We start from the raw sequence: 25,201 nt of genomic DNA, 5'->3' as shown, positions 1-25,201 counted from the left end.
TATATTATTTTGAATGGCATCCGTAACAATTTCAGCACAAGGAAAGTTACAGCCCCGCTTAAATTTTAGATACTTCGACAACTTAAAAGTCGCAGGCTGCTTAACAGCTAATCTACCGCCCCTTTTTCTGGAGGTTTTCGATTTAGAAACCATTTTTCACCTAAAAATATGAGCAACATAGAACCAAATGCTATCCAAATTAGGGTGGGATCACGTTCTATTTTAATATAAACGAAGGAACCCAAAACTACCACATCCAGAATTATTGCGCTTATTACGATCCCAGCTTTGGCTTCTATGTCCTTTCTCATTTTGGTAAGCACTCCCCAATGAATAATAATATCCATCACCAAATAATATATTGCGCCAAGAGAGGCTATCCTGGAAAGGTCGAAAAAGATAGTAAGCACAATGGCAATTACTATAATATACACCAGCATATGCTTTTGTATACTCCCTTTCATACCAAAGTGACTGTGAGGTATCAACTTCATGTCGGTTAACATAGCAGTCATTCTTGAAACTGCAAAAACACTGGCAATTACTCCAGAAATAGTGGCGATAATAGCAATAGCCACGGTAAACCATAAACCAAATTGACCAAATAATGGCCTGGAAGCTTCAGCTAGACTATAATCTTTGGCCTCAATGATTTCAGGAATATTTAGATTGGAAATAACCCCCCAGGAAACCAGTAAATAGGTCACCCCGCAGATCAATAAAGATATAACTATGGTCCTGCTCACGTTTTTGTGTGGTTTCACAATTTCACCACCACTATTGGTTATAGTAGTAAAACCCTTATAGGCAAGGATAGATAAAGCCAGTGCTCCAAGGTACTCCATTACCCCCCTTTCCCCGCCGGTACCTCCTGAAGGCACCAAATCTGACACTACAAAACCCGAGGCATAGATAGCCCCTCCGGCAAAGATCAATAATCCACCGGTTTTGAGGACCGCCATGGCAAGGGAGGATTTCCCTATTACCTTATTGCCCGCAATATTAATTACAAAGGCTAAAATGAGTAGGCCCACCCCTAAAACAGGAATGAGATAACTGTCTTTTGGCGCATCGAACAATTGCAACGTATAACTACCAAAGGTTCTGGCCACCAGACTTTCATTAATAATCATAGAGAACGTCATCAGCAAAGCTGCAAAAGCAGTTACAATACCTTTTCCATAAGCTTTCTCCAAATACATGGCGATACCTCCTGCAGATGGATACGCATTGGACATTTTGGTATAAGAATAAGCACTAAATCCTGATATAATTCCACCCACAATAAAAGCTATTGGAAAATACTCACCAGAAAGTTCTGCCACTTGACCAAGAAGCGCAAAGATCCCTGCACCAATCATAACATTGGTTCCCATGGATATTGCACCCACCAGGCTTAGACTGTTTTCTTTATAATTTCCCATATTGTTTAGAATCGTAATGATAATCCACCTCCGGCGCCAAATCTATTGTCATAACTTCCCATTAATGAAAAGTTCTTACCAAGAAAATATTCCAGCCCGGCGCTCCATACTTGCTCATCTTCAAAATCTTTTCCTGGTTCAAGATCATTGACCCAGCCAAAATCTGCCTGGAATTCATATTCCCCGAATAAAACAAGTCGAGGGAAGATCATAACTTCCCGGGCAAGGCTAATTTGGGGCCTCAATTTATTATCTACACGAAGGTCTAAAGCAAACATATAGGGAGTAAAATACCTAATACCTCCAATGGCGGTGGTACTGAGTTCTTCCATGCTGTTTTCCATTTCATTCTCGACATTCACCCCACCAAAAAGTCGAACCCAGTCATAAAGATAATATTCATAGGTAAATTCGGCTTCAAGGTTCTGGTTCCAGCCGTATTCAGCCAAAGCAGTAAATTGATTTCTTATATTTGAACTCACTACATTAAGTCCTGTCATATGTGAAGCAGCATCTAACATTCCCCAGGTATAGAATTTATTGGTTTCCCGGACTAAATTACTTAGAGGGTAAGGCTTCATTCTATCGTCCCTTTTGGTATCATAACTTACCACTCTTGCCATACCTGAATCCAGATGATACAAGATGTGGCAATGCAGGAACCAGTCACCATATTCGTTCCCATAAAACTCGATAGTCACTTTTTGCATGGGCGGGACATTGACGGTATGTTTCAAAGGGGAATGTTCTCCGTTTTTATTAATTACCCTGAAAAAATGCCCATGTAGATGCATAGGGTGGTGCATCATGGTAAGGTTGTTAAAGGTGATCCTGGTAACCCCATCACCTTCAATTTTTATTTTATCGGTTTCGGCCAGGGGCACCCCGTTTAAGCTCCAAACATAGCGGGCCATATTTCCGGTTAAATTCAGCAGGATTTCCTTTACAGGCGCATCTTCGGGATGTGTTGTAGGATTTTTAGATTCCAGGTAATCATAGTTATATTCTGAAAACATATCCATACCCGGCATTTTTCCTTGCTCCATTCCTTTCATCTTATCCATCTGCATGGTTTTTTTCCCGCCACCGGCCATTTTCATAGAGTCCTTTTTCATCTTCACACTATGGTCCTTATTGGCCATTGTGGAGTCCTTCTTCATGTCCATTTTGGAATGATCCATTTTAGAGTGGTCCATGGCCTGCATATCTCCCTCTTTTTTCATATTCATATCGCCATGGTTCATCGCTTCCATGTCCATCTCATCCATTTGCATTCCCCACTTATCCATCATTTCATAGGGATCAACATTTTTTGGATTGAATTTAAGGGCTGGTGCCCCCATTTTCATATCCATTTTTGCCATTTTTTGCATCATCCCAATTTTATCGGGCCTGGGCACATTAGGGGCGGGAAGTATCCTACCGGTGCCTAGAAAAGCTGAAGCTGTCCCAGAACCATCCTGTGCAGTAATTTTAAATTCCATTTTGCCATCATCGGGTATGGTGACAATAAAATCATAGGTTTCTGCTACTGCAATAAAGGTTTTATTTTTCTCCACCGGCACTACATCTACACCATCAGCAGAAACCAGCGTAGGCATATTACCTCCAAAGGTCATCCAGAAAGAAGTAGAGGCAGCTCCATTAATAATTCTCATTCTAACTTTTTCCCCAGGCTTGAATTCGGGATATTCTATTTTCTCCTCACCATTTATTAAAAATGCAGGATAGTAAATATCAGCAATATCGGCACCTTCCATCCGTTGTCTCCAAAAATCAATTTGTGCGCCCAAAGCTCCACGCTTTATTACCTGATTAAGTGGGGTGGCAGTACCTTTTTTAATATTATACCATTCTGTGCCCCTTTTTAGGAACCTAAGCACATTTTTGGGTTTTTCATTGGTCCAGTCTGAAAGTACCAGCACCAGGTCTTTGTCATACTCCAATGTTTTTTCTCTTGGATTGATTAGCAGAGAGCCATATACCCCACTTTGTTCCTGTAACATGGTATGGGAATGGTACCAGTATGTACCATGTTGTTTGATCTCAAATTCATATTTAAAGGTTTCGCCCGGTTTAATGGGTGGCGTGGTTAAATAAGGGACACCATCAAAGAAATTTGGCAAAATCATCCCATGCCAGTGAATGGAAGTTTCCACATCCATTTTATTTTCAACATAGATCACCGCATATTCGCCTTCGGTAAATTCCAGGGTCGGGCCGGGGATTCCCCCGTTAATGGTCATCCCCATGACCTCTTTGCCTTCGGCTTTAGTAACCTTTTCCTGGTCTATGGTCAGGTTATATTCGTGTACCGGTAAATTATTTATATTTCCTTCAACAGATTTTTCCATGTGCCGTTGGCCATAGGAAATCATCATTGAACACAAAGTTAATATTAAAAAAAAATTATTTTTCATTCTTGATATTTTAATGTCTAAATATTTTAGGTTTCATTAGTAAGGCTTTAACAAGGCTAAAAAGATCGATCCTGTTGAAAATATTCTACATTGATTATTTAAAGAAGACCCCACAGGTTTTCAAAACCTGTGGGGTCTCGCTTAATATTATTCCTCGTTCTCCAAACGATAAATGATCTTCTTCATCTGGGCAATCTCCCGTTTCTGGGCCTCAATAATCTCTTCTGCCAGTTTCTTGGTTTCAGGATCTTTAATATCTGCCCGCTTACTAGTTAAAATCGCAATCGAATGGTGGGGAATCATTGCCTTCATATATAAAACGTCGCCAATAATAGGTCGTTGTGCTCGTACTAAACCTAAAGCAGAGACAAACAGCACCAGGCTACCCACGTAAATTGCTATATTCTTCTTCTTATTTTTATACATTTTCAACATCAACGACAACATAATTACCGCCATTGCCGCTATCCCCAAACAGGTCATATAAAAACGGGTCAAGCTGAAATAAACATGATCAAATTCGTAGGTATTCAGGTACATGGTAATGTACATGGCTATAAAAGATAACCCGAGCATTAGAAAAAATCTACCGTAATTGCTACCACCAGTTTTATGGTGGTTTTTTGCTTCTGAATTCATTATTTTTTGGTTTTGGTTAGGTTGGTTTTTACTTTTTAATTGTCTTTTTTACGGAACCACAATTGGGCATTTTATCACCGAAATATGGATTGTTTATTTCTTCGATATCAGCATACCAATAGGCTCCTTTATTGTCAAAAGCCATAGGACAGAACTTTTTATAGATCGTACCACCAGATAATGCATCTTCAAACATAGGCCCAGCTTTTTCTGTAAATGCTGCGAATAATTCCCTTTGTTTTTCCAGCTCGCTGGTTTCAGATAATTGTTGTGCAATAGCTTTCAGTTCTGTTCTTTCTTCTGAAAAAGAGGCTACCATACTTTGAGACGCATCCTGTACCTGGCCTGCATCAGCATTGGTCAATGCTATTTTTATTTCCAGGTAGTTATGCCATATTTTTCCCGTCATTCCATCTATAAAATCCTGATCGGCGATATCTGCTGTTTTCCCTTCGGCTTTTTTAACCTCTTCAGGGGTGTCTATTCCTACCGATTGTTTTGCTTTGTTATCAAGGCAGGAAGTAAATACAATTACACTAAATAAAAACACACTAAAACTTAAAAATCTATTTTTCATATCTTGACTGGTTTTAATTTGTTCCTAAATTACTGGTTAGAAAAAAGATATATTGTCATAATTTGGTTAAACATCTATAAAATTTGGTCTAAAGAATTTCTAAAATTTTTATTAAGTTCCTTATATTCAGATAAATTCATCCCTGTTTCTGCTTTAAATTGCCGGGAAAGATAATTTACATTAGTATAATCCAATAGCTCACTTATCTCGGTAAAATTATAGGTCTTGAACTGGATAAGTTCTTTTACCTTTTCAATTTTCAGTTTTATAAAATACTTTTCCACCGTTATATTTTCGGTATAGGAAAAAATTCGACTCAAGCGCGAATAATCAGTTTCGGTTTCTTTGGATAAGTAGCTGGATAAAGTCCCCGTTTTTTGCAGGGGAAGGTTTTCCAAAAGCCGTATAAGACTTTGTTTTACCTTCTCGACTAAAATTTTATCGGATCCCTCCAATATTTCAAAACCATTTTCATCGAGGACCTTTTCTAACTTTTTAGAATCACGAGCTATATTTTTGCTTTTATAAACTACCCGGCCTAGTTCTACTTTTGTTACTTCCACCCCGGCTTCAAGTAACTCGTTTTTAATTACTTTAATACACCGGTTACAGACCATATTTTTAACAAAGACTTCTACCATGATAATTTTTTGGTAATGTTTTTTAAAAATTTATTTTTTATCATACCCTAAGCATTTATTTAAGCTACCACGCCCATGTTTTTCCCAGTAGTCTAACAATATTTTATTTTTTAATCTTTGTGCCTGTCAAGGAAAGAGGCTTTATAAACTAATTAAACAAAAAACACTCTTCCCTCACAGGACTTTAACATCATACTCTCAAAAGAAAAAGATTAACTAACCAATCAATGAAAAAATTCCTTTCCTTTTTTGGGATATGATATTGTTTATTTTAAAAATCCCCTATAAACTATTTTTAAGCTGGGTCATATATTGTATCATTTCTGTTTTTTCTTCTTTGGAAAGTTTCGCATCCCCATGAATAAAAGTGTAGGAGTCCAGTGGCATTTCATCATCTTCAATCTGACTGATGATTGACCGGAGTTTGCTGTTTTTTCTTCGGTCGGAATATTCACCCCATTCATTAAAATTCAATTCATCTTTTCCTTCTTTTATATGATCCTCTAAAAACCAGGCAGCTGGTTGTATTTTATTGTACCAAGGGTATGCTGTATTGTTGCTATGGCAATCATAACAGGAAACCTTTAATTTATCCTGTACGTCTTTCGGAACATTGTTCACCAGCATAAAATCTGATTTTGGCACCACTTCACTTTGGTTGCGATTGGTGGGCACAAACTGGATGCCCACCAACACAACTAAAAAAACCAGTGCAATGATTTTGATTGTCTTCATTTAGTTAATTTCTCTTTGCACCTCTCCGCAATCCATCATTTTACTTCCATAATAGGGATTTTTGATTTCTTTGGTTACACTCAACCACTGTGCACCTTTGTTATTATTGTACATCGGGCAATAAGCTTGGTACAACTTTTGGCTGGTTCCGACAATGTCAATCAGGTCTATCATGTCCTTGCTCAAAATGTCGAAATGTTCCCGCTGGTGGCCTATGGGGCTTTCCGCAATGTGTTCGGCATGCTCAGTGGCGTCTTCTATGATATCTTGCAGTTCTTGTTGGTCGTTCTGTTCGTAGTTTTCCGTTTTAAAGGTCTTTAACTGTCCCACCATTTTTTCCCCGGCTTTGGCCGCGGCCTCCTGATCGTCATTTACCAAGGCATTTTTAAGCTCCAAGTATGTGGTCAGGCTGGCATCGGTTTGGGCAGCATTGCTGCTTTCCATCCTGTTTTCTTCCATCGGGACAGCGCGCTCGGTCGCCGCGTCTTCAATAGTTGTATTGCTGTTTTTCTCGTTGTTCTTGCAAGAAGTGCTTATTACGGCAAATGCCATAGCCATCACTCCCAAACTTACTTTTACTGTTTTCATTTTTCTTGTTTTTAAAAGGTTGATATTTCTGTTACTGCAATTAATTAAATTTTCCGGATGCCATAAAACACAGCCCGGAACTTAGTATTTTACTTGGTTGTTCGACCGGAAACAAAAAAAGCACTTACCGGCTTTCCTTTTCCCCAGTCCTTATTTTTATACGCTGTTCCACGTCGCTTACATAGATGAGCCCGTCCCCGCTTTTGCCAGTACGGGCACTTACTTTTATAATATTTACAATTTTATCTACATCCTCTTTTTCGCACACTATCTCCATTTTAATGACTTTGCTGTGCATAAATGGAAAATTCAAACTGGGGGGAAGCGGTTTTGGAATCAGTGTAATCTCCAACCCCCTCGCCTTGAAATACGGTAAAACAACAAAAGTTTTCTTCCCGCAGATTCATGGTCACTTCACTAAGTCTTTCGGGTCTGATAAAGGCTTTGATCTCATTCATATCTTCTAAATTTAAGTTGAAATAAGTTTTGTTATGCCTAGCTCTTTTTTGTGTAAGCTGTGTAATTCGCTTCTGAATTAAAATAGCCAACCCGGCCATTCGCGTCAAGCAGTACAATAAAAGCTTCGGTTTTATCCACTCTTTCCCCTGTTTGGGGATCGGTGGCCATCCTTGCAGATTCTTCGTTGTTCAAGGTGCCCACGCACATCTCGCAGCAACCATAATAGGTTTTCCCGTTTACCGGAACCGGGATTTGCGGTTTGGCCATATAGGCATCGTTTACCATACATACCAGGTCATTAGGCAACTTGTCTCCTATCTGAAAATCTAAAGAAAAGGTTTGTTTATTGGCGGTACTTGTACTAATTTCTGTAGCCAGTTTGTCTTGCTTTTTTTGTTTTTGCTGCTCCCCTCCCCAGAGGAGTTACAAGCACCAAAAACCACGGCCAGAAGAAATACCGCTGTTAGAACTTTGAATGTATTTTTCATTTCAATCTAATTTTGTGCCTGCAAAATGGATAGACCTATAAAAAAGAGTCTATCCATACCTTGCAGGACTTTATTAATTGATAGTTTCTTTTACACTACCACATTTCAGCATTTTTTGGCCCATATATGGGTTCTTGATCGCCTTTTCATTGGAAAGCCAATAGCCGCCTTTATTAGAGTTTGCCATAGGGCAATATTCCAGGTAAATTTCACCTTTGGCAAGCTTCCCATTTTTAACCAGTTTCAACATTGCATCGCTAAGAGCATTAAAATTGTCACGTTGGTCTTCCAGAGAAGTGGCACCGGCCATTTGCGAAGCTTCTTTGCGAGCCGTCTCAGCATTTTCCACTTTTGCCAAAGTTTTCTCGAGTTTCATCGAATGCTTGGCGGCCTTTGCATCATTTGAAGCCACTAAAGCGTCCTTTACCAATAGGTAATGTTCATAAGCAGCGCCCAGATCTTTGTCTTTGAACTTAGGCGACATTTGCATTTCTTCACCATGACCAGCCATATTGTCGTGGTCGTGTTGTGCATAAACTCCCATGCTTAACAAAGTTAGAAGGAGCATCATCATTGTTCTTTTCATCTTAATAGGTTTTAAAGGTTATAAAAATTTGTTCTTCCCTGCTTTAGTTTATAGTTTCCACGATTTCGCCGCAGGTTAACATTGCGCTACCGTAATAAGGGTTTTTGATCTCTTCTGAACGGCTGAGCCAGTAGGCTCCCGCATTGTCATCTGCCATAGGGCAAAATTGCTTATAAACGGTCTGTCCCACTCCAAAAAGTTGCATCGCTTTGCTCAAATGGGCAGACAGGTGTTTAAAATGATCCCGCTGAGTAGAAATATCTTCACTCTCCGTTATTTTTTCCGCAGCACCAATTACTTCTTTTGAAATCAGCATCCAGTGGTCGTGAGCTTCACGATCCTCTAAAAGACTCATATCTATCTTGTTCATTGCTTCCAGTACTTTATTTGCAGTTGCTTGGGCGGTTTTGGCCTCATCTTCCACCAGGGCGTTTTTCAACTTCAAATATTGATCAAAAACGCCATTTAGCTGGTTGGTGAACTCTTCAGGTACCACGATGCGTTCCTGCATTTCGGTATGGTCAACGTTGCCGGTTCCTGCGGTTTCCATATTGGCATTACCCTCGCTACCTGCCATGTCCATACCGGCGTGGCCCTCGTGACCGGTAGATGTCTTGCCTCCGTCCTTGTTCATCATAGACTTTTTGCCCTGGAGTTGTGCGGCAGCATCTACGGTAAAGGCACCGTTTACCACAATGCGCTCTCCGGTACTCAAGCCATCTGTAACCGCATAATTACCACCCGCTGCGGCACCCAGGCTCACTTCCCTCATTTCAAAGACAGGCCTGTCTGGATTGGGTTGTACGTAAACCAGCGAACGTTCCCCGGTCCACATCACGGCCGATTTTGGCACTGTAATAAGCTGGGGTTCTTCAATATCTGCATTTTTTTTCTTGGCCGGTGCCACTTTTCCACGCACGAACATTCCGGGTTTTAGACGACCTTCCTTATTGGGCAGGACTGCACGTACAGTTACCGTACGGGTGGCAGTATTAAGCAGTGGTTCAATAAAAGTAATGGGCACTTCATATTCTTTTCCCGGCAAGGCATTGGCAGTCACGCTAATCTGTTGCCCTTCTTCAAGCTGGGCAATCTGGTTTTCATAAGCATCAAATTGTGCCCATACAATACTAAGGTTGGCAATCTCATAAAGGGACTGGCCCTGCTCTACATAATCACCTTCTTCCACCAGTTTTTCGGTCACCGTACCTGAAACCGTAGCATAAATAGGGAAATATTCTTTAACTTCTCCAGAAGCTTCAATTTCTTCAATTTGCTTGTCGCTGAGTTTCCATAATTTCAATTTTCGGCGTACAGATTCGTATAACCGGGACTGAGAGTCCTTCATCCCCGCAGCGGTAAGCAATTCCTGCTGGGCAGAGACCAGCTCTGGGGAATAAATAGTGGCCAACACCTGCCCGCGGCGTACTTCCTCCCCGGTGTAATTTATATAAAGTTTTTCTATCCTGCCGCCAAAATAAGAAGCCTGCACACTTTTCACCTCTTCGTTCTCCACGATCTTCCCGGAGAGCACCAGGTCGTGATCCCCTAAGAGGCTATCGCCGATCTCCACGGTGTGGATATTGGCCAGAGCCAGGGCGGTTTCAGACATTTCTATTTGTTGCGGCCCAACCTCGCCGCCGCCACTCTCGGCAGGGATAAGGTCCATCCCGCAAATGGGGCAATCGCCCGGTTCGGGCTGCATAATCTGCGGGTGCATAGAGCAGGTCCACAGCTGGTTTTCCTCCTCGTGATTGTGTTCTTCTGTAGTGGCTGTTTCGACATTTTTTTCAGACGAATTGCCACCAAAGAACAGATAGCCAAGGAGCAATCCTGCTAACACTAATCCGGTGTAAATGATATATTTCTTCATCGTTTTTGTTTTAATTTATTCTGAATTATTCACTTAAATAATTAATGTTCGCACTGGCTTGGTAATAGTTTTTTACCGCTTCTATCAGGTTCAGCTCAAAATTTAGCTGTAACTCCTGTACGTCCAGCACATCATTGAAATCTATGGTACCGGTTTCGTAATTCCGCCTGAGGATTTCTTCGGCATCATTGGCTTGCTCGATGTTGAGCAACTGGGTACGGTAGCTTATGCGTGCCTCTGCCCTATTGCTCACCGCGGCTTCCAGGCGCGACACCAATTCGTTGTGCCTGTTCTCCCGTTGTGCATTTAGCTCACGTTGCTTCAGTTCATTTTGCCGCGTAACCGATTTGTATTTATTACCGAAAATTGGAACCGTTATAGAGACCATCGGCATCAGGATGTCCTTTCCGCTATCCGGGGCTTGCATCGCAGTGGCTTCCCCCACCGCAACGTAATCCAGGCCAAATCCCAGATCGGGCAGGGCTTCCTTTCGGTTCATTTTTTCTGCTTCCCCTACCGATTCATACAGCTTGTCAAAACGCAACAACTCCGGGTGCACCTGTGGAACTTCTGGCAACTGTACCGGGTCTTCCTGTGGCACCGCCAGAGAATCGTAAACTTCTACCGCGGCACCGGGCCTGGTATTGAGCAAGGCATTGAAAGTAGCTTGTTCGGCTTTAAATTCTTCATCGAAGTTTTCAAAACGTTCCCGTAGCTGGTTTTGCCGCATTTGCAGGCGAAGCACATCTACCGATGAAGCTTGGTTCACTTCAAGGGAAGTAAGTGCAAGCTGCTCATAGGCTTCCAGCAGGTCTATATTTTCCTCCAATACGCGTTGCTTTGCCCTAATGGCATAAAGCCTGTAATAATTTTCGGCCACATTTAGCAGCAGTTGCCTCTGGGCCGTGGCGATTTCCACATATTGGGCATCGGCAAGGCTTGATGCATAATTCTCCCTTGCCGTGATAGTCCCAAACCACGGAATCATTTGTTGCACCGATAGTTTGTACTGCTGTGGGCCCGTTCGGGTCTCTGGTTCGCTGGCAAAATAGCCTACGCTGAACTGGGTTTCCGGGAGTACCCCAACTTCTTCAATCCTCTCCCGGGCCGTTTCATAACGCAGTTCAAACGCCTGTATCTTCGGGTTATTTTCCAAAGCCTGGGTAAGGTAAGGCTGGAGCTGCTGGGCTGTTCCTGTAAGAAAAAAGAAAAGAGAGACAATCACCGCTAGCATTCCGCTTCTTCTATTCAATTTTATTATTAAAATATCTTTTGATTTCATAGTAAAAGGCTTTCTTCTATTTTCTATTTTCAATTCTCTTGTCATTAATCGCCGTCTCCAGCGTTTTTATGCCGGCTTCTTTTCTCCAACTAAATAACACCGGCACTACAAACAATGTGATTAATGCTATAGACATACCACCAACGGCGGGGATGGCCATCGGAATCATGATATCACTACCACGCCCCGAGGACGTAAGCACGGGCAAAAGTGCCAGAATTGTTGTAGCCGTGGTCATCAAGGCGGGACGAATACGCTTAGAGCCCGCTTCCACCACCGATTTACGGATTTCCTTTCGGCTCTTGGGCTCGTTCCGGTCAAAAGTTTGGGTAAGGTAGGTACCCATTACCACGCCATCATCAGTAGCGATACCAAAGAGGGCGATAAAGCCTACCCATACGGCCACACTCAGGTTTATAGTTTTTATCTGAAACATATCCCGAAGGTTTTCGCCAAAAAAGTCGAAATTCAGGAACCAACCCTGACCATAGAGCCAAATAAGGATAAACCCGCCAGAAAAAGCCACGAAGATCCCACTAAAGATCATAAGCGAGGTAGAAACTTTTTGAAACTGAAAGTACAGGATCAAAAAGATAATCATCAGTGCCAATGGCACCACAATGCTAAGCGTCTTTTCAGCGCGAATCTGGTTTTCATAAGTCCCCGTGAATTTATAACTGAGGCCTTTGGGCACGCTAAGCTCCCCGTTATTGATTTTATCCTGAATAAGGGCCTGGGCATTTTCTACTACATCCACTTCGGCAAAACCATCGAGTTTATCGAAAAGCACATAGCCAATAAGGAAGGTATCTTCACTCTTTATTATCTGCGGCCCCTGCTCGTAACGGATATCTACCAACTCATCTAACGGCACCGGCGAGCCGCCCTCAACCGGAACATAGATATTGCCCATATCTTCCGGGCTGTCCCGCAATTCCCTTGGGTAGCGCACGCGTACACCGTAGCGTTCGCGTCCTTCCACCGTTTGACTTAGGCGTTTTCCTCCCACAGCAACCTCCAAAAGTTGCTGAACTTCTTCTATGCTAATACCATAACGAGCCAAACGTTCACGCTTGATATCAAGAAGCAGGTAAGGTTTTCCAACAATACGGTCGGCAAAAACGGCTTCGTCTTTTACACCTTCCACTTGCTTTAACAGGTCTTCCAGTTGGAGTCCAAAATCTTCTATTTGTCGAAGGTTTTGCCCCTGCACTTTGATTCCCATAGGTGCGCGCATCCCCGTTTGAAGCATTACCAGCCGTGTCTCGATGGGCTGGAGCTTGGGCGCCGAGGTTACCCCCGGCAGCTTGGTGGCGGCGGTGATCTCGTTCCAGATATCATCTGGCGACTCTATTTCGGGGCGCCAGTTACGGTAATATTCCCCGTCATCATCTGGAATGAGCTGTTTGTTTTTTACGCGGTGGAATTCCACGATTTCGCTGTCATTATAACTGCCAGCTGCATCTTCGTCCACCTCTAAACTTGGGTTTATTGCCAATTTGCCATTTTTTAACATAAATAAACCGTCTTCATTTACCTGGTAGCGCTGGCGTTCGCCGTGTTCATTCAGCATATATTCAGGTTTGTATTGGATTGTATTTTCATACATGGATATAGGTGCAGGGTCCAGGGCCGACTCTGTACGACCTGCCTTGCCCACTACCGTCTCAATTTCCGGGATAGCGGCCACGGCCATATCCAGCTGCTGCAAGACCCGCTTGTTCTCCTCTACACCTGCATGGGGCAGCGAAGTGGGCATCAACAAGAAGGAGCCTTCATTGAGTGAGGGCATAAATTCCTGCCCGATGTTGCGCATAATCATAAAACCGAGAATAACCAAAACGGTGGGCACCGACAAGAACAACAACTTATTGCGCAAGGCCCAATTGAGGATGCGGGTATAAAATTTTTGGAACAGGGCAAAAACACCCAGCAAACCAAAGGATATAATCCCTACCACAATAAAATTCCAGAAAACACTTTTTTCCAGACCCAACGGACGCCAATACTCGGCTAAAAGTAGCACTATGGCGAAAGCCGAAATAGCTATATTGATAACATTTGATCTTTTGGAACTAATTTTCTTTTTAAGAAGCAGTATTCCGGTTACGCCAAAAGCAATTAGGACAATACCGATGAAATATCCAAAAACAATAGCGGTAAGCCCTGCAATTATCAGAATCCCCTGTATTACCCAGCCCGCGGAAGTACGCCGGGTCCGTTTCTTAAAGAAAGATGCGGCAAATGGCGGAATAAGGAAAAGCGCAACCACTAGGGAAGCCACCAGTGCCATGGTCTTGGTAAATGCCAGTGGGCGGAACAGTTTCCCCTCTGCCCCCACCATAGTAAAGACGGGAAGGAAACTGATAATGGTGGTAAGCACGGCCGTCATAATTGCCCCGGAAACCTCGGCAGTGGCATTGTACACGATTTCATTCGTGGTCAAATATTTCCGTTCTTTGTCCTGATCGAGATGCCGGATGATATTTTCAGATAAGATCACGCCCACATCCACCATGGTCCCAATAGCAATGGCAATACCGGAAAGGGCCACGATATTGGCATCGACATTAAAGAACTTCATCGAGATAAAGACCATTAAAACCGCTACTGGCAATAAACTGGAAATGAGGATGGAGGCGCGTAGGTTAAAAACCATAACGATAATTACGAGTACCGTAATCAGGATTTCCAATGTAAGGGCTTCATTAAGCGTGCCCAGGGTTTCCTGAATCAGTTGCGTACGATCGTAAAATGGAACAATAGTTACCTGCGACTCGCGACCATCTTCCAGCACCTTGGTGGGCAGGCCGGGGCTAAGTTCATTTATTTTATCCTTTACATTATTGATTACTTCCAGCGGATTTGCGCCATAACGAGCCACAACCACTCCGCCAACCACCTCGGCACCTTCTTTGTCCAGGATACCACGGCGGGTTTCCGGACCCAGGTTTACTTTGGCAATGTCGCTTATTTTGATACTGGTAAATTCTTCTGAAGTTACCACGGCATTTTCAATATCTTCTATTTCCTGAACGTAGCCCAGCCCACGTACCAAATATTCGGCCTGATTTATTTCCAAGGTTTGTGCACCAATATCACGGTTGGTTTCCTTTACGGCCTTTACCACCTGTGCCAGGGAAATATCGTATTGACGCATCAGTTCGGGATCCACATCTACCTGATATTCCTGCACATAGCCACCTATGGATGCAACTTCGGAAACCCCGCTGGCACCGGAAAGTCCATATTTCACATAATAATCCTGAATGCTTCGCAGTTCGTGCAAATCCCAGCCCCCGGTAACATTGCCATCTTTGTCACGTCCTTCTAAGGTGTACCAAAAAACCTGGCCCAGCCCGGTAGCATCGGGACCCAGGGCAGGGTTTACACCTTCGGGAAGCAGGTTTGCCGGCAGGGAATTGAGTTTTTCCAAAATCCGGCTACGGCTCCAGTAGAACTCAATATCCTCTTCAAAAATGATATAAATACTGGAAAACCCAAACATAGAGGAACTCCGGATGGTTTTCACACCGGGAATTCCCAGGAGCGAAGTAGTAAGGGGATAGGTAATCTGGTCTTCTATATCCTGGGGGGATTTCCCCTCCCATTTGGTAAAGACAATTTGTTGATTCTCGCCAATATCGGGGATGGCATCTACCGCCACGGGATCGCGCGGAATTAAACCGGTTTCCCAATTAAAAGGGGCATTTACCACGCCCCAGCCTACAAAAAGGACTAGGAGGATAATTGCTACTAGTTTGTTTTCTATAAGAAATTTTATGCCTTTATTTAGCATCTTTATTGATAATTAAACAGTTATACATTGAATAACTTTCTGATAATATCAGAAAATTAAACGCAACAAAGTAAGCCCAAGATGGAAGTAACCATAGAGCAAATCTTTCCGATAATTATCGGAAACTGTTTAAAATCAAATTAAATAAGTTTCGTGTAGTTTTTGTACGTTCCTTACAAGATAAGGAGGTGTATAATCTCTAAATGGAACAATGTTCTTATCCAGTCCATCAAAAAGATTAATATAAGTATAAAAGAAAGTAGCAACAAAGGCTTGATGCTCAAAGCTTAAATTGGTGTAAGATGTTTTTAAATCATCTTGACCGTCATTCACTATTTGTGCATCTGAACAGCAAGATTTTTCCGAAAAACCTGCTTCACAACTTTTTTGGGATGATTGATTTTCCATACCACAGGTTTGAGCATTATGAAATAAAGCAAAATCAACCAATGAATCTCCACAATAATGCATATCTACAGTAAAAGACATAGTGGTAACAAATACCAAGCTCGCTAAGGCTACAGATAATATTTTATGGAAAAATGATTTCATAAGACTGCAAATATATATAAAATATCATTAGTGTCCATTAAAAATTTTTAAATGTTCTTTGAAATTACTGATAATCTATACTTTACAAGTCTAATTGGCGCGTGACGATTTGAATTGATTAGGTTTAGCCTCTAAAATTTGGCGGCCATGAATCAAGGAAAATACGTTTTCTCCCAATTGACGGGATATTTACCCCAACGAGTTTTTGATAGGTTTGTCAAAAAGCATGATGGAAACAGGTATGTGAAACATTTTACTTGCTGGAATCAACTACTTTGTATGCTATTCGGTCAGCTGACTAATCGAGAAAGCCTCCGAGACCTAATCGTTGCGCTTGATGCTCATAGTGGAAAATCGTATCATCTTGGATTGGGCAAAAGTGTTACCAGAAGTAATTTTGCAAAAGCCAACGAAGTTCGCAATTCAAAAATTTTTGAAGATTTTGCCTATCATCTGATCGCTATAGCCCGGGAATTGCATTCTAGTGATGATTTTAAAATCAAAGGAAACATTTATGCCTTTGATTCCTCCACCATAGATCTTTGTCTAAATGTCTTTTGGTGGGCGAAATTTCGCAAGGCAAAAGGAGGAATCAAACTTCACACTTTATATGATGTAAACACCCAGATACCAGCCTTTCTGCATATTACCCCTGCTAACGTTCATGACGTGAAGGCAATGGATGAGCTGGTTTATGAAGCGGGTGCCCACTATATATTTGATCGTGCATATCTTGATTACACTAGGTTGTACAAAATAGAACGTTGCTCAGCCTACTTTGTAGTTCGAGCAAAATCGAATACCAAATTCAGGCGGATGTACTCTAATAAAGTTGATAAGCTAACTGGGATCCGATGTGACCAGATTGGAAAATTAAGTGGTTTTTATACCTCCCAAGAGTATCCAGAAAAACTTCGCAGAGTGAAATATTATGATAAAGAGTCAAACCGAACCTTTATCTTTTTGACAAACAACATGAAGGTTACTGCCGAGGAGGTTGCCTTACTGTACAAAAAAAGATGGCAGGTGGAACTTTTCTTTAAATGGGTCAAGCAACACTTGAAAATAAAATCCTTCTGGGGAACATCTGAAAATGCCGTAAAATCCAGATCTACTGTGCGATAAGTGCTTACTGTCTGGTCTCTATCGTGGCAGATAAACTAAAATTGGAGCGTTCAACCTACGAAATATTACAGGTTTTAGGCACCTCATTATTAGATAAAGCCCCTATAAATGAGCTTTTTATGAATATAAATTATAGTAATGTCAAAGAACTTGATTATAACCAACTGTCACTCAGTCTGTTTTAACTGGACAGTAATGATAAAATATATAAAACAACGAAATATAAAAACATTAATAATTCTTTTTCGTTATGTAAACTTTTACTTCTTATACTATTTTCGACAAAAAGAGAATCAAACTTCTAAAAATATGATAAATATCATATTTTTATTTCTTTTTTGCAGTATGTTCGGCAAAAATAAGTTCTAAAAAATTCATTATTAAAAATTAGTTAACATTTGTTAATTTTTTTTATATTCGTATTATGCAAAGCTTTAATAAAATAATAGCTGTTTCATTGGTACTTGCAGTAATGTTTGCTTCATCGTCTTTTACTGTGAATATGCATTTCTGCTGTGATAAACTCGTGGATATGGCGGTTTTAAATAAAGCTCAGGTTTGTGATAATGCGGTGAAGGCTCAGACCAATCCTTCAAAAAAATGTTCGTTCGAAAAAAAAGGTTGCTGTGCTAATAAATCTATAGTTAAAGAAAGTGGCGATAACTTTCAAAAAGCTTCATTTGAGATGGAAAATCATAAACTGATTTTCCTACACACATTTTTTTACACTTACGTAAATCTATTCGAAGGGTTGGAACAAAATATAATCCCTTTTAGGGATTATGACCCACCCCTCATACCGAAAGATTTTCAAGTACTCCACGAGGTATATTTAATTTGATTTCATCCTAAGTAGGTTCTTTTTCAAACAACCTACCTTATATGTTGGCCTGTACTACGCAAAGGCTAACAACTGGTGCGCTCTATCCTGAGCATACCACACTTTCAACTATTTGAAAAACAGAAATTTATAATCTATTAGAATAAATACCATTCTAAGAATAAATAATTAATACTATGGATTTACAGAGAGAATTCTGGATAAAGAATATGGTATGTAGCCGTTGTCTAAAAGTAATAACGCAAGAACTGGAAGAGATGGGAATAACCGTACTCTCTTTGGAATTAGGTAAACTATTGGTTGAATCTTCAAAAAACACCAACACCGAGGTTACGTATAAAGTTACCAAAGTACTTCATTCCAATGATTTTGAAATAGTACAAAGTGAAGGGGAAATGCTGGTTGAAAAAGTAAAAATCATTCTAATCCAACTGCTTACTCAGTTACCACTTCATTTGAAAACAAATACTTCAGAACATTTGTCTTCTACGCTCAACAGGGATTATAAAATACTGAGCAGGCTGTTTTCTAAAAATGAAAACACCACCATTGAAAAATACTTTATAAAACTGAAAATTGAAAAAGTAAAAGAACTTATTCAATTAAAACAATATTCTTTTTCAGATGTGGCATATATGCTGGATTATAGTAGCATTAACCATTTATCAAGACAGTTTAAAGAGATTGTGGGAATGAGTATGAGCGACTATAAAAACACAGAAAAATGGAAACGAAATTTCTATGATGAAATTATATAAATAACAACGAAAGTTATGCAGATGAAGTAGCATAAAAACAGATAGCTTTCGTGTTAATTATAATATTAAAAACCCTAAAGCCTGAACTCCCTAAGGCTTGTGTTGATAATCCCCCAATTACAACATAAGCCAGTTCAGGTCTTAAAAAGGCGAGGAATAAACATTAATTAAAATAAAAAACAATGAAAAATCACTGGTTATGGATGGTCCTCGGTTGTGGACTGCCGCTTTTACTCATCTTTTTAGCACCATCTATTGGAATTGGTGGTGGCACCTGGCTTTTTGCATTTATTATAATAATGTTCGCAGTACACTTGTTAATGCCCATGCGGCACGGGAGCCATACGCACGGATTGTCCAATGAGAACTTAAAAAAGAAGGATAAAAAAAAAGAAGGACAACATCACTAAAATTTATGTTATGAAACGAAAATTTCAAATTAATGGTATTAGTTGCGGCGGCTGCATTAGCAGGGGCAAAAAGACATTGGAAGAACATCCAAAGATTGAAAAGGCAGAAATTTTTCTGGCACCAAAAGGAGCTACAATCATCACTATGAAGGAAACGCTTTCAGTAGATGAATTACAAAAACAACTCAGCAACCTTGAGGGTTACACAATTGAAAAACTATAAAAGTAACTTAAAATCAAAAATTATGTTTTTTCACGACGGAAGTTTCGGAGGTATGCACCTGATATGGTGGATTATTTGGATGGCGTTTATCATTTGGATTTTCTTTATCCCAACTGATATCCCATACCAAAAACCAAAAAAAGAAAAGCCATTGGACATCCTAAAAAACAGGTTTGCCAAGGGCGAAATTTCAAAGGAGGAATTTGAAGAATCCAAAAAATTATTAAAATCAGATAACCAATCTTAAAACATATAAATTATGTATCGATTAAATGTAAAAAAATTCGGTTTTGCCCTCGGTCTAACAGTATCCTTAATTTATTTGGGCTGTATGATCGTGATGGCTACAGCAGGACAGGAAGGAACGATTATATTTTTCAACAGCCTTTTACACGGTCTGGACACCAGTAATATTATAAGAATGGACGTGCCACTATTAGAAGCATTTTTTGGTATTGTGCAAAGCTTCATTTTAGGCTGGTTGATTGGAGCGTGTATTGCGGCATTTTATAATGCCCAAATAAAAAACAGATGATTTTGCATTAAATAGGATTGTTTAATCGAAAGTTTAGATAAGGCCCTCTTGAATTTAGAACATAATTATATCAAAGATTCATAAACCGCTAAAAATGATAAACAGTAATACTTATAAAAATATTAAGATCATTTTGACTCATTTATTTATTGGGGCAGGTATTTTTTATTTCCTGGTACACCCTTTTACAATGGTAATCTACTGGTTTGAGTTCAGTGATACGCCCTTCTCTTTCCCCTTGTTTCAGCAAGTCTTAGAAGAACGTTTTTTGGAATCTTTCAGTTTCAATATGCGGGGCATGGGCGGACTCTTAACTTTATTGGGAGGATTCTTGGGGATAGTTTCAGGTTTATTCTGGATAAACCTGAAAAAGAAAAATGAAATTATTGGCACACAACAGCGGCTGCTTGTTCGTGATATTGAAGAATTAATCCAGGCCGGTGAAAATGAACGGGTGGAATTCAAATCTTCCATACGCTATGATTATTACCGTAAAACAACCAATCGGGAACTGGAGTTGGTCATTGCCAAAACCATTGTGGGCTTTATGAATGCCAAGGGTGGAAAACTTATAATTGGTGTTGATGACGACGGAAATGTTCTGGGATTGGAAAAAGATTATAAAACCCTAAAGCATAAAAACATGGATGGGTATGAACGTGCGGTGTTCAGGATTATCTCTACACAATTGGGTCACGAGGCTTGTTTCAGCAACCATATTTCGTTCTACAGTATTGATGAGAAAGATGTGTGCGTGGTGGATATCGAACCTTCCAACGAACCGGTTTATGTGAGTGATGAAGGAAACACCACTTTTTATGTACGCACAGGAAATGCTACGTATCCACTATCGGTAAAAGAAACAGTGGATTATTTAAAAACCAAAAAGCTTAAGCTTATGCAATACAACTAGTTTATAAGAGAGGTTGGAAATGAAATATCCAAAATGATTCGATTACTAAATTCTTTGGCTTGACATGTAAATCTAATTCGGACAGAATTAGTGGAATTAAACCCGAAATCAGAGATTAAAAAGACGAAAAAAATGAAAATTGTATTGGCCATAGATGGTTCAGATTTTAGTGAAGTAGCCATTAACGAGCTTAAGAAAATGACTTTATCCTCAAATAGTGAAATTCATATTATAAATGTTTATGAACTTCCTAAAACAACCGGTCTGGGATTGCATACTATGGACGGCAAGATAGGAAATTACATAGAAGAAATTAAAAGTAACGCTCAAAAATTGGGAAACAAAATCGTTTCAGAAGCTTCCGATAAAATCAAGGCCGAAAACAAGGCACTTACCATAACCACAAGTGTTGTTAGCGGACTGCCCAAAAGTACTATTAATGAAAAATCAGAAAATTGGGGTGCAGATTTAATTGTAGTAGGCTCTCAGGGTCACGGTGCTTTTTCTCGCTTAGTATTGGGCTCAGTATCCCAATATTTAACCACAAATGCCAAATGTTCAGTACTGATTGCAAGAGATAGAAATAAAAAATGAAAGAAAAGCAAACACATAGCATTACGTTGGAATCCACCTGTAAGATAACAGATGAGATATGTCTTCCCGATACTAAATTACCTCGTGTGGTTATCGTTGGTGGAGGATTTGCAGGTTTGGCATTGGTTGAGAAACTGAAACACAAAGAAGTTCAAGTGGTTTTACTCGATAAAAATAACTTCCATCAGTTTCAGCCTTTATTATATCAAGTGGCAACGAGTGCCCTGGAGCCTGACAGTATTGTATTTCCATTCAGAAAACAAATCAATGGCTATAAAAATGTTTTCTTTCGTTTGGCTGAAGTTGAGGAAATTCAACCTGATTCAAATACTATATTGACCAATAAGGGAAGTGTTTCTTATGACTATTTAGTGTTGGCTACTGGCACGACCACCAATTTCTTTGGGATGGATTCTGTGGCCGAAAATAGTTTGGGGATGAAGGATATTCGCGATTCCCTCAACATCCGTCATATGATGTTGCAAAATTTGGAACAGGCAGCTATTACTTGTGATGATAAAGAACGCGACGCGCTGACAAATTTTGTAATAGTAGGTGGTGGTCCAGCAGGCGTAGAAATGGCAGGAGCTTTGGCAGAGTTTTGCAAATACATCCTTCCCAAAGATTACCCAGAGTACCCTTCTTCCATTATGAATATTTATCTAATAGAAGCCATTGATGAGTTGTTAGGCACAATGTCAGACAAGGCATCATCGAAAACCCTCAAATATTTAGAGGATTTGAATGTAAAGGTATTATTAAATGAAGCTGTAAGCAATTATGACGGCAACGAAGTCACTACCAAAAGTGGTAAGACCATTTTGGCTAAAAATCTTATCTGGACGGCTGGCGTAAAAGGACAATTCCCAAAAGGTATTGATGAAAAACACGTGGTCAAGGGCAACCGGATTAAAACCGATGCTAATTTAAAAGTAGAAGGCTACGAAAACATTTTTGCCATAGGCGATATAGCTGCGCTTATTTCTGAAGAAAGACCCAAAGGGCATCCACAGATGGCGCAGGCAGCAATTCAACAAGGAAAATATCTGGGTAATTCTATATTAAACCTCATAAATAATAAACCCACACAACCTTTCGAATATAAAGACAAAGGCTCCTTGGCCACTGTAGGAAAACGCAAGGCAGTTGCCGATTTGGGCAAATTTAAATTTGCAGGCTATTTCGCCTGGTTGCTGTGGTCCGTTGTTCACTTGATGTCCATAAGTGGATTTAGAAATAGATTGATGGTTGGTTTTAATTGGGCGGTTAGCTATTTCACTTATGAAAAGAGCAACCGCCTGATTATTAGAAACTTTAAACCGAAATCTTCGATTAAAAACAGGGAAAAATAATTTTGAAATGAAAAACACCACAGATAAAAATAATAAGCTTTCCTTATTAGGTTCCATATCTCTTGGTACAGGCGTAATGATTGGTGCTGGCATATTTGTCCTTATGGGGCAAATAGCAGAATTGGTGGGTGATCTATTTCCCATTGCATTTATTGCAGGTGCTGTTGTGGTGGGTTTTAGCTCATATTCCTATGTCAAGTTTTCAAATGCTTTTCCATCATCTGGAGGTGTGGTTAAATTCCTTAACAAATCCTATGGACCTGGAACAACAACAGGGTTTTATTCTTTGCTGATGTACGTATCAATGGTAGTTTCCGAAAGTCTGGTGGCGGGCACTTTTGGAGCATATACGTTGAGACTATTTCCCGAGTCCTATGCAGGTTATGCCTCTACCCTGGGTGTTGGGCTAATTGTTGTTGCTTATATAGTGAACATCCTGGGCAATAAGGTTATTGGTGCCACCGCGACATTTACCGCTATTATAAAGGTAGTGGGAATAGCAATTTTAGCTATTGCCGGCCTTGCAATTTCAGGTTTTGCCGATATTACGGGAAACTATATTCCCAAAAATACTGAGACATTACCACAAGGCTTCGGATTTGTGGCCGCTTTGGCGTTATCTATCCTTGCTTATAAAGGCTTTACCACTATCACGAACCAAGGGGCCGATATTAAAAACCCGCATAAAAATCTTGGTAGGTCTATCGTGTTTTCCATACTTATCTGCACACTGATATATGTAGCCTTGGCATTAGCTGTTGCGGGAGGTTTAAGCATTCCTGAAATAATCGAAGCTAAAGATTATGCCCTTGCAGCCGCCGCAAAACCTGTTTTTGGGGAATGGGGTTCCTGGATTACCATTGGCATTGCCATTATTGCCACGGTTTCTGGGGTCATTGCCAGTATCTTTTCCTCTTCACGCTTGTTGGCAATGCTCAGCAATATGAAACAGGTGCCTTCTTTAACCAAACTTGGTAGCTTAAAAAATCCAGCACTAATATTCACGTCTTCCCTCGCCATTTTACTGACCGTGCTTTTCGATTTGACAAGGATAGCATCCATTGGGGCTATTTTTTACCTTATTATGGATATCGCTATCCATTGGGGGCTGTTCCGTCACCTTAAAAACAAAGTGGTTTTTCAGCCTATCATCCCATTAATAGCCATCGTATTGGACATTGCGGTATTGGCAGCTTTTCTTTATATAAAATATCTGAACGATCCTTTGGTGCTTATCGTAGCAGCGATTGGGATTGTTCTAATACTTGTTGCAGAACGCCTTTTTATGATTTCACACACAGACAATGAAGGTAATATGCCAATGGGAATGGAAACTACGAACAATAAAACATAATTAATAAAAATCAATTTATATGAAAAATATAGCAGTTATAGGATACGGAGTCATTGGAAAAAGGGTGGCAGATGCCATCAACTTACAAAACGATATGAAGCTTTCGGGAGTATGTGATATCATTAGCGACTGGCGAATTCAAAATGCCGTAAGAAAGGAATACGACATTTATGCAGCAACTAAAGATGCTGCTGATAAAATGAAATCTGAAGGGATTTCGGTAAAAGGCGATATGCAGGAACTTTTAAAGAAATCAGATCTTGTTGTGGACTGTACACCCAAAAAAATTGCCGCTCAGAATGTCGTTATCTACAAGGAGCAAAACATCAAATTTATTCTACACGGTGGCGAAAAACACGAAACCACAGGGCATTCCTTTAGTGCAGAAAATAATTACAAATCAGCTCTAAACTTGAATGCGACAAGAGTAGTTTCCTGTAATACTACGTCTATTTTAAGAACCTTGACCGCTTTAAAAAGAGCCGATTTATTGGATTATGCCAGAGGTACACTTTTAAGAAGAGCTACAGACCCTTGGGAAAGTCATTTGGGTGGTATTATGAATACGATGGTTCCCGAAAAGGATATTCCGAGCCATCAAGGACCAGACGCCAAAAGTGTAGATCCTGATTTGGATGTTATTACTACCGCAATAAAGGTACCCCAAACCTTAAGCCATTTACACTACTGGAACGTGAAGTTAAAAAAACAAGCCTCTAAAGAAGAAGTGCTTAATGCTTTTAAAACGTCCAGCCGTATCAAATTGATTCAATATGACCAAGGTTTGGTTTCCAACAATACCATAAAAGAAATGTTCTTGGATATGGGAAGGCCTTGGGGCGATATGTACGAAGTAGCCCTATGGGAAGATATGCTAAAAGTACATGGCGATGAACTTTTCTATGCTTATGTAGTCGATAATCAAGCTATTGTAATTCCGGAAACAATTGATGCTATTAGGGCATTAACCGGAATTGAAACAGATGAGGCTAAATCCATCGCCAAAACAAATGAAAGTTTAGGAATCCATTAA

Annotated in this window: 26 protein-coding genes; 11 read left to right on the top strand and 15 right to left on the bottom strand. The window is 40.3% G+C overall.

Annotated elements, in window-relative coordinates; translation table 11 throughout:
- Positions 1-107 precede the first annotated feature (107 nt).
- From INR75_RS12765 to INR75_RS12695, 15 genes are all read right to left on the bottom strand, one after another.
- Positions 108-1,424, bottom strand: a complete 1,317-nt coding sequence (locus tag INR75_RS12765) for an APC family permease (RefSeq protein WP_133548490.1) — start codon at positions 1,422-1,424, stop codon at positions 108-110.
- Positions 1,425-1,429: 5 nt separating this feature from the next.
- Entirely contained in the window at positions 1,430-3,844 is a 2,415-nt protein-coding gene (locus INR75_RS12760; protein WP_133548489.1) for a multicopper oxidase domain-containing protein, read from the bottom strand.
- Positions 3,845-3,991: 147 nt separating this feature from the next.
- Positions 3,992-4,483, bottom strand: a complete 492-nt coding sequence (locus INR75_RS12755; RefSeq protein ID WP_075327061.1) for a DUF305 domain-containing protein — start codon at positions 4,481-4,483, stop codon at positions 3,992-3,994.
- 28 nt (positions 4,484-4,511) lie between these two features.
- A complete protein-coding gene (locus INR75_RS12750) occupies positions 4,512-5,060 on the bottom strand; it encodes a DUF3347 domain-containing protein (protein WP_133548488.1) in 549 nt (182 codons plus the stop codon).
- 74 nt (positions 5,061-5,134) lie between these two features.
- Positions 5,135-5,704 (bottom strand): AraC family transcriptional regulator, encoded by a 570-nt coding sequence (locus tag INR75_RS12745; RefSeq protein ID WP_133548487.1) that lies wholly within the window; start codon positions 5,702-5,704, stop codon positions 5,135-5,137.
- Between the two features lie 279 nt (positions 5,705-5,983).
- Entirely contained in the window at positions 5,984-6,436 is a 453-nt protein-coding gene (locus INR75_RS12740; protein WP_034892144.1) for a heme-binding domain-containing protein, read from the bottom strand.
- Positions 6,437-7,024, bottom strand: coding sequence for a DUF3347 domain-containing protein (locus INR75_RS12735; RefSeq protein WP_034894378.1), 588 nt, complete (start codon positions 7,022-7,024; stop codon positions 6,437-6,439). It lies immediately after the preceding gene.
- Positions 7,025-7,148: 124 nt separating this feature from the next.
- The gene (locus INR75_RS20625) at positions 7,149-7,301 is read right to left on the bottom strand and encodes a P-II family nitrogen regulator (protein ID WP_197055440.1); all 153 of its coding nucleotides are present in this window, start codon (positions 7,299-7,301) and stop codon (positions 7,149-7,151) included.
- Between the two features lies 1 nt (position 7,302).
- Complete coding sequence (locus INR75_RS12725; RefSeq protein WP_133548485.1) at positions 7,303-7,482, bottom strand: P-II family nitrogen regulator; 180 nt, start codon at positions 7,480-7,482, stop codon at positions 7,303-7,305.
- 37 nt (positions 7,483-7,519) lie between these two features.
- Entirely contained in the window at positions 7,520-7,750 is a 231-nt protein-coding gene (locus INR75_RS12720; RefSeq protein ID WP_223089102.1) for a hypothetical protein, read from the bottom strand.
- Between the two features lie 294 nt (positions 7,751-8,044).
- Entirely contained in the window at positions 8,045-8,557 is a 513-nt protein-coding gene (locus INR75_RS12715; protein WP_034892138.1) for a DUF3347 domain-containing protein, read from the bottom strand.
- Between the two features lie 43 nt (positions 8,558-8,600).
- Positions 8,601-10,430 (bottom strand): efflux RND transporter periplasmic adaptor subunit, encoded by a 1,830-nt coding sequence (locus INR75_RS12710; protein WP_037314438.1) that lies wholly within the window; start codon positions 10,428-10,430, stop codon positions 8,601-8,603.
- A 25-nt stretch (positions 10,431-10,455) separates the two neighbouring features.
- Positions 10,456-11,664: a TolC family protein gene (locus INR75_RS12705; protein ID WP_223091924.1), complete on the bottom strand. Its 1,209-nt coding sequence runs from the start codon at positions 11,662-11,664 to the stop codon at positions 10,456-10,458.
- A gap of 64 nt (positions 11,665-11,728) precedes the next feature.
- Entirely contained in the window at positions 11,729-15,511 is a 3,783-nt protein-coding gene (locus tag INR75_RS12700; RefSeq protein WP_223089101.1) for an efflux RND transporter permease subunit, read from the bottom strand.
- A 135-nt stretch (positions 15,512-15,646) separates the two neighbouring features.
- Positions 15,647-16,063 (bottom strand): hypothetical protein, encoded by a 417-nt coding sequence (locus INR75_RS12695; protein WP_037314440.1) that lies wholly within the window; start codon positions 16,061-16,063, stop codon positions 15,647-15,649.
- Positions 16,064-16,210: 147 nt separating this feature from the next.
- Between INR75_RS12695 and INR75_RS12690 the strand changes: the two genes are divergently transcribed.
- The 11 genes from INR75_RS12690 to INR75_RS12640 all read left to right on the top strand — a co-directional run bounded on the left by INR75_RS12690 (position 16,211) and on the right by INR75_RS12640 (position 25,201).
- Positions 16,211-17,188, top strand: a complete 978-nt coding sequence (locus INR75_RS12690) for an IS4 family transposase (protein WP_223089100.1) — start codon at positions 16,211-16,213, stop codon at positions 17,186-17,188.
- Positions 17,189-18,205: 1,017 nt separating this feature from the next.
- On the top strand, positions 18,206-18,787 hold the full coding sequence (locus INR75_RS12685) for an AraC family transcriptional regulator (protein WP_027884436.1): 582 nt from the start codon (positions 18,206-18,208) through the stop codon (positions 18,785-18,787).
- A gap of 182 nt (positions 18,788-18,969) precedes the next feature.
- Entirely contained in the window at positions 18,970-19,197 is a 228-nt protein-coding gene (locus tag INR75_RS12680; protein ID WP_034892122.1) for a hypothetical protein, read from the top strand.
- 10 nt (positions 19,198-19,207) lie between these two features.
- The gene (locus tag INR75_RS12675) at positions 19,208-19,420 is read left to right on the top strand and encodes a heavy-metal-associated domain-containing protein (protein ID WP_223089099.1); all 213 of its coding nucleotides are present in this window, start codon (positions 19,208-19,210) and stop codon (positions 19,418-19,420) included.
- A 22-nt stretch (positions 19,421-19,442) separates the two neighbouring features.
- Positions 19,443-19,667, top strand: a complete 225-nt coding sequence (locus tag INR75_RS12670; protein WP_027884439.1) for an SHOCT domain-containing protein — start codon at positions 19,443-19,445, stop codon at positions 19,665-19,667.
- A gap of 12 nt (positions 19,668-19,679) precedes the next feature.
- Positions 19,680-19,955 carry a DUF5676 family membrane protein gene (locus INR75_RS12665; RefSeq protein WP_027884440.1) on the top strand — a complete coding sequence of 92 codons (276 nt, stop codon included), beginning with the start codon at positions 19,680-19,682 and terminating at the stop codon, positions 19,953-19,955.
- A 94-nt stretch (positions 19,956-20,049) separates the two neighbouring features.
- Positions 20,050-20,868, top strand: a complete 819-nt coding sequence (locus tag INR75_RS12660; RefSeq protein ID WP_037314446.1) for a helix-turn-helix domain-containing protein — start codon at positions 20,050-20,052, stop codon at positions 20,866-20,868.
- Positions 20,869-21,000: 132 nt separating this feature from the next.
- Positions 21,001-21,462, top strand: coding sequence for a universal stress protein (locus INR75_RS12655; RefSeq protein ID WP_223089098.1), 462 nt, complete (start codon positions 21,001-21,003; stop codon positions 21,460-21,462).
- The gene (locus tag INR75_RS12650) at positions 21,459-22,814 is read left to right on the top strand and encodes an NAD(P)/FAD-dependent oxidoreductase (RefSeq protein WP_223089097.1); all 1,356 of its coding nucleotides are present in this window, start codon (positions 21,459-21,461) and stop codon (positions 22,812-22,814) included. The genes INR75_RS12655 and INR75_RS12650 overlap by 4 nt, the downstream gene beginning before the upstream one ends.
- A gap of 7 nt (positions 22,815-22,821) precedes the next feature.
- Positions 22,822-24,168, top strand: coding sequence for an APC family permease (locus tag INR75_RS12645; protein WP_223089096.1), 1,347 nt, complete (start codon positions 22,822-22,824; stop codon positions 24,166-24,168).
- Positions 24,169-24,187: 19 nt separating this feature from the next.
- A complete protein-coding gene (locus tag INR75_RS12640; protein WP_223089095.1) occupies positions 24,188-25,201 on the top strand; it encodes a type II glyceraldehyde-3-phosphate dehydrogenase in 1,014 nt (337 codons plus the stop codon).

This window comes from Zunongwangia sp. SCSIO 43204, from assembly GCF_019904275.1.
Classification (GTDB): Bacteria; Bacteroidota; Bacteroidia; order Flavobacteriales; family Flavobacteriaceae; genus Zunongwangia; species Zunongwangia mangrovi.
The sequence above is the reverse complement of the archived record's forward strand: the minus strand, read 5'-3'. Positions and strand labels throughout refer to the sequence as shown.

Bases quoted from the DNA above. Each gene is read 5' to 3' on its own strand.
- INR75_RS12710 (WP_037314438.1), bottom strand. From the start codon at position 10,430: ATGAAGAAATATATCATTTACACCGGATTAGTGTTAGCAGGATTGCTC.
- INR75_RS12650 (WP_223089097.1), top strand. From the start codon at position 21,459: ATGAAAGAAAAGCAAACACATAGCATTACGTTGGAATCCACCTGTAAG.
- INR75_RS12725 (WP_133548485.1), bottom strand. From the start codon at position 7,482: ATGAATGAGATCAAAGCCTTTATCAGACCCGAAAGACTTAGTGAAGTG.
- INR75_RS20625 (WP_197055440.1), bottom strand. From the start codon at position 7,301: ATGGAGATAGTGTGCGAAAAAGAGGATGTAGATAAAATTGTAAATATT.
- INR75_RS12765 (WP_133548490.1), bottom strand. From the start codon at position 1,424: ATGGGAAATTATAAAGAAAACAGTCTAAGCCTGGTGGGTGCAATATCC.
- INR75_RS12740 (WP_034892144.1), bottom strand. From the start codon at position 6,436: ATGAAGACAATCAAAATCATTGCACTGGTTTTTTTAGTTGTGTTGGTG.
- INR75_RS12645 (WP_223089096.1), top strand. From the start codon at position 22,822: ATGAAAAACACCACAGATAAAAATAATAAGCTTTCCTTATTAGGTTCC.
- INR75_RS12665 (WP_027884440.1), top strand. From the start codon at position 19,680: ATGTATCGATTAAATGTAAAAAAATTCGGTTTTGCCCTCGGTCTAACA.
- INR75_RS12675 (WP_223089099.1), top strand. From the start codon at position 19,208: ATGAAACGAAAATTTCAAATTAATGGTATTAGTTGCGGCGGCTGCATT.
- INR75_RS12755 (WP_075327061.1), bottom strand. From the start codon at position 4,483: ATGAATTCAGAAGCAAAAAACCACCATAAAACTGGTGGTAGCAATTAC.
- INR75_RS12720 (WP_223089102.1), bottom strand. From the start codon at position 7,750: ATGGCCAAACCGCAAATCCCGGTTCCGGTAAACGGGAAAACCTATTAT.
- INR75_RS12695 (WP_037314440.1), bottom strand. From the start codon at position 16,063: ATGAAATCATTTTTCCATAAAATATTATCTGTAGCCTTAGCGAGCTTG.
- INR75_RS12735 (WP_034894378.1), bottom strand. From the start codon at position 7,024: ATGAAAACAGTAAAAGTAAGTTTGGGAGTGATGGCTATGGCATTTGCC.
- INR75_RS12680 (WP_034892122.1), top strand. From the start codon at position 18,970: ATGAAAAATCACTGGTTATGGATGGTCCTCGGTTGTGGACTGCCGCTT.
- INR75_RS12705 (WP_223091924.1), bottom strand. From the start codon at position 11,664: ATGCTAGCGGTGATTGTCTCTCTTTTCTTTTTTCTTACAGGAACAGCC.
- INR75_RS12655 (WP_223089098.1), top strand. From the start codon at position 21,001: ATGAAAATTGTATTGGCCATAGATGGTTCAGATTTTAGTGAAGTAGCC.
- INR75_RS12690 (WP_223089100.1), top strand. From the start codon at position 16,211: ATGAATCAAGGAAAATACGTTTTCTCCCAATTGACGGGATATTTACCC.
- INR75_RS12760 (WP_133548489.1), bottom strand. From the start codon at position 3,844: ATGAAAAATAATTTTTTTTTAATATTAACTTTGTGTTCAATGATGATT.
- INR75_RS12640 (WP_223089095.1), top strand. From the start codon at position 24,188: ATGAAAAATATAGCAGTTATAGGATACGGAGTCATTGGAAAAAGGGTG.
- INR75_RS12700 (WP_223089101.1), bottom strand. From the start codon at position 15,511: ATGCTAAATAAAGGCATAAAATTTCTTATAGAAAACAAACTAGTAGCA.
- INR75_RS12715 (WP_034892138.1), bottom strand. From the start codon at position 8,557: ATGAAAAGAACAATGATGATGCTCCTTCTAACTTTGTTAAGCATGGGA.
- INR75_RS12660 (WP_037314446.1), top strand. From the start codon at position 20,050: ATGATAAACAGTAATACTTATAAAAATATTAAGATCATTTTGACTCAT.
- INR75_RS12685 (WP_027884436.1), top strand. From the start codon at position 18,206: ATGGATTTACAGAGAGAATTCTGGATAAAGAATATGGTATGTAGCCGT.
- INR75_RS12750 (WP_133548488.1), bottom strand. From the start codon at position 5,060: ATGAAAAATAGATTTTTAAGTTTTAGTGTGTTTTTATTTAGTGTAATT.
- INR75_RS12670 (WP_027884439.1), top strand. From the start codon at position 19,443: ATGTTTTTTCACGACGGAAGTTTCGGAGGTATGCACCTGATATGGTGG.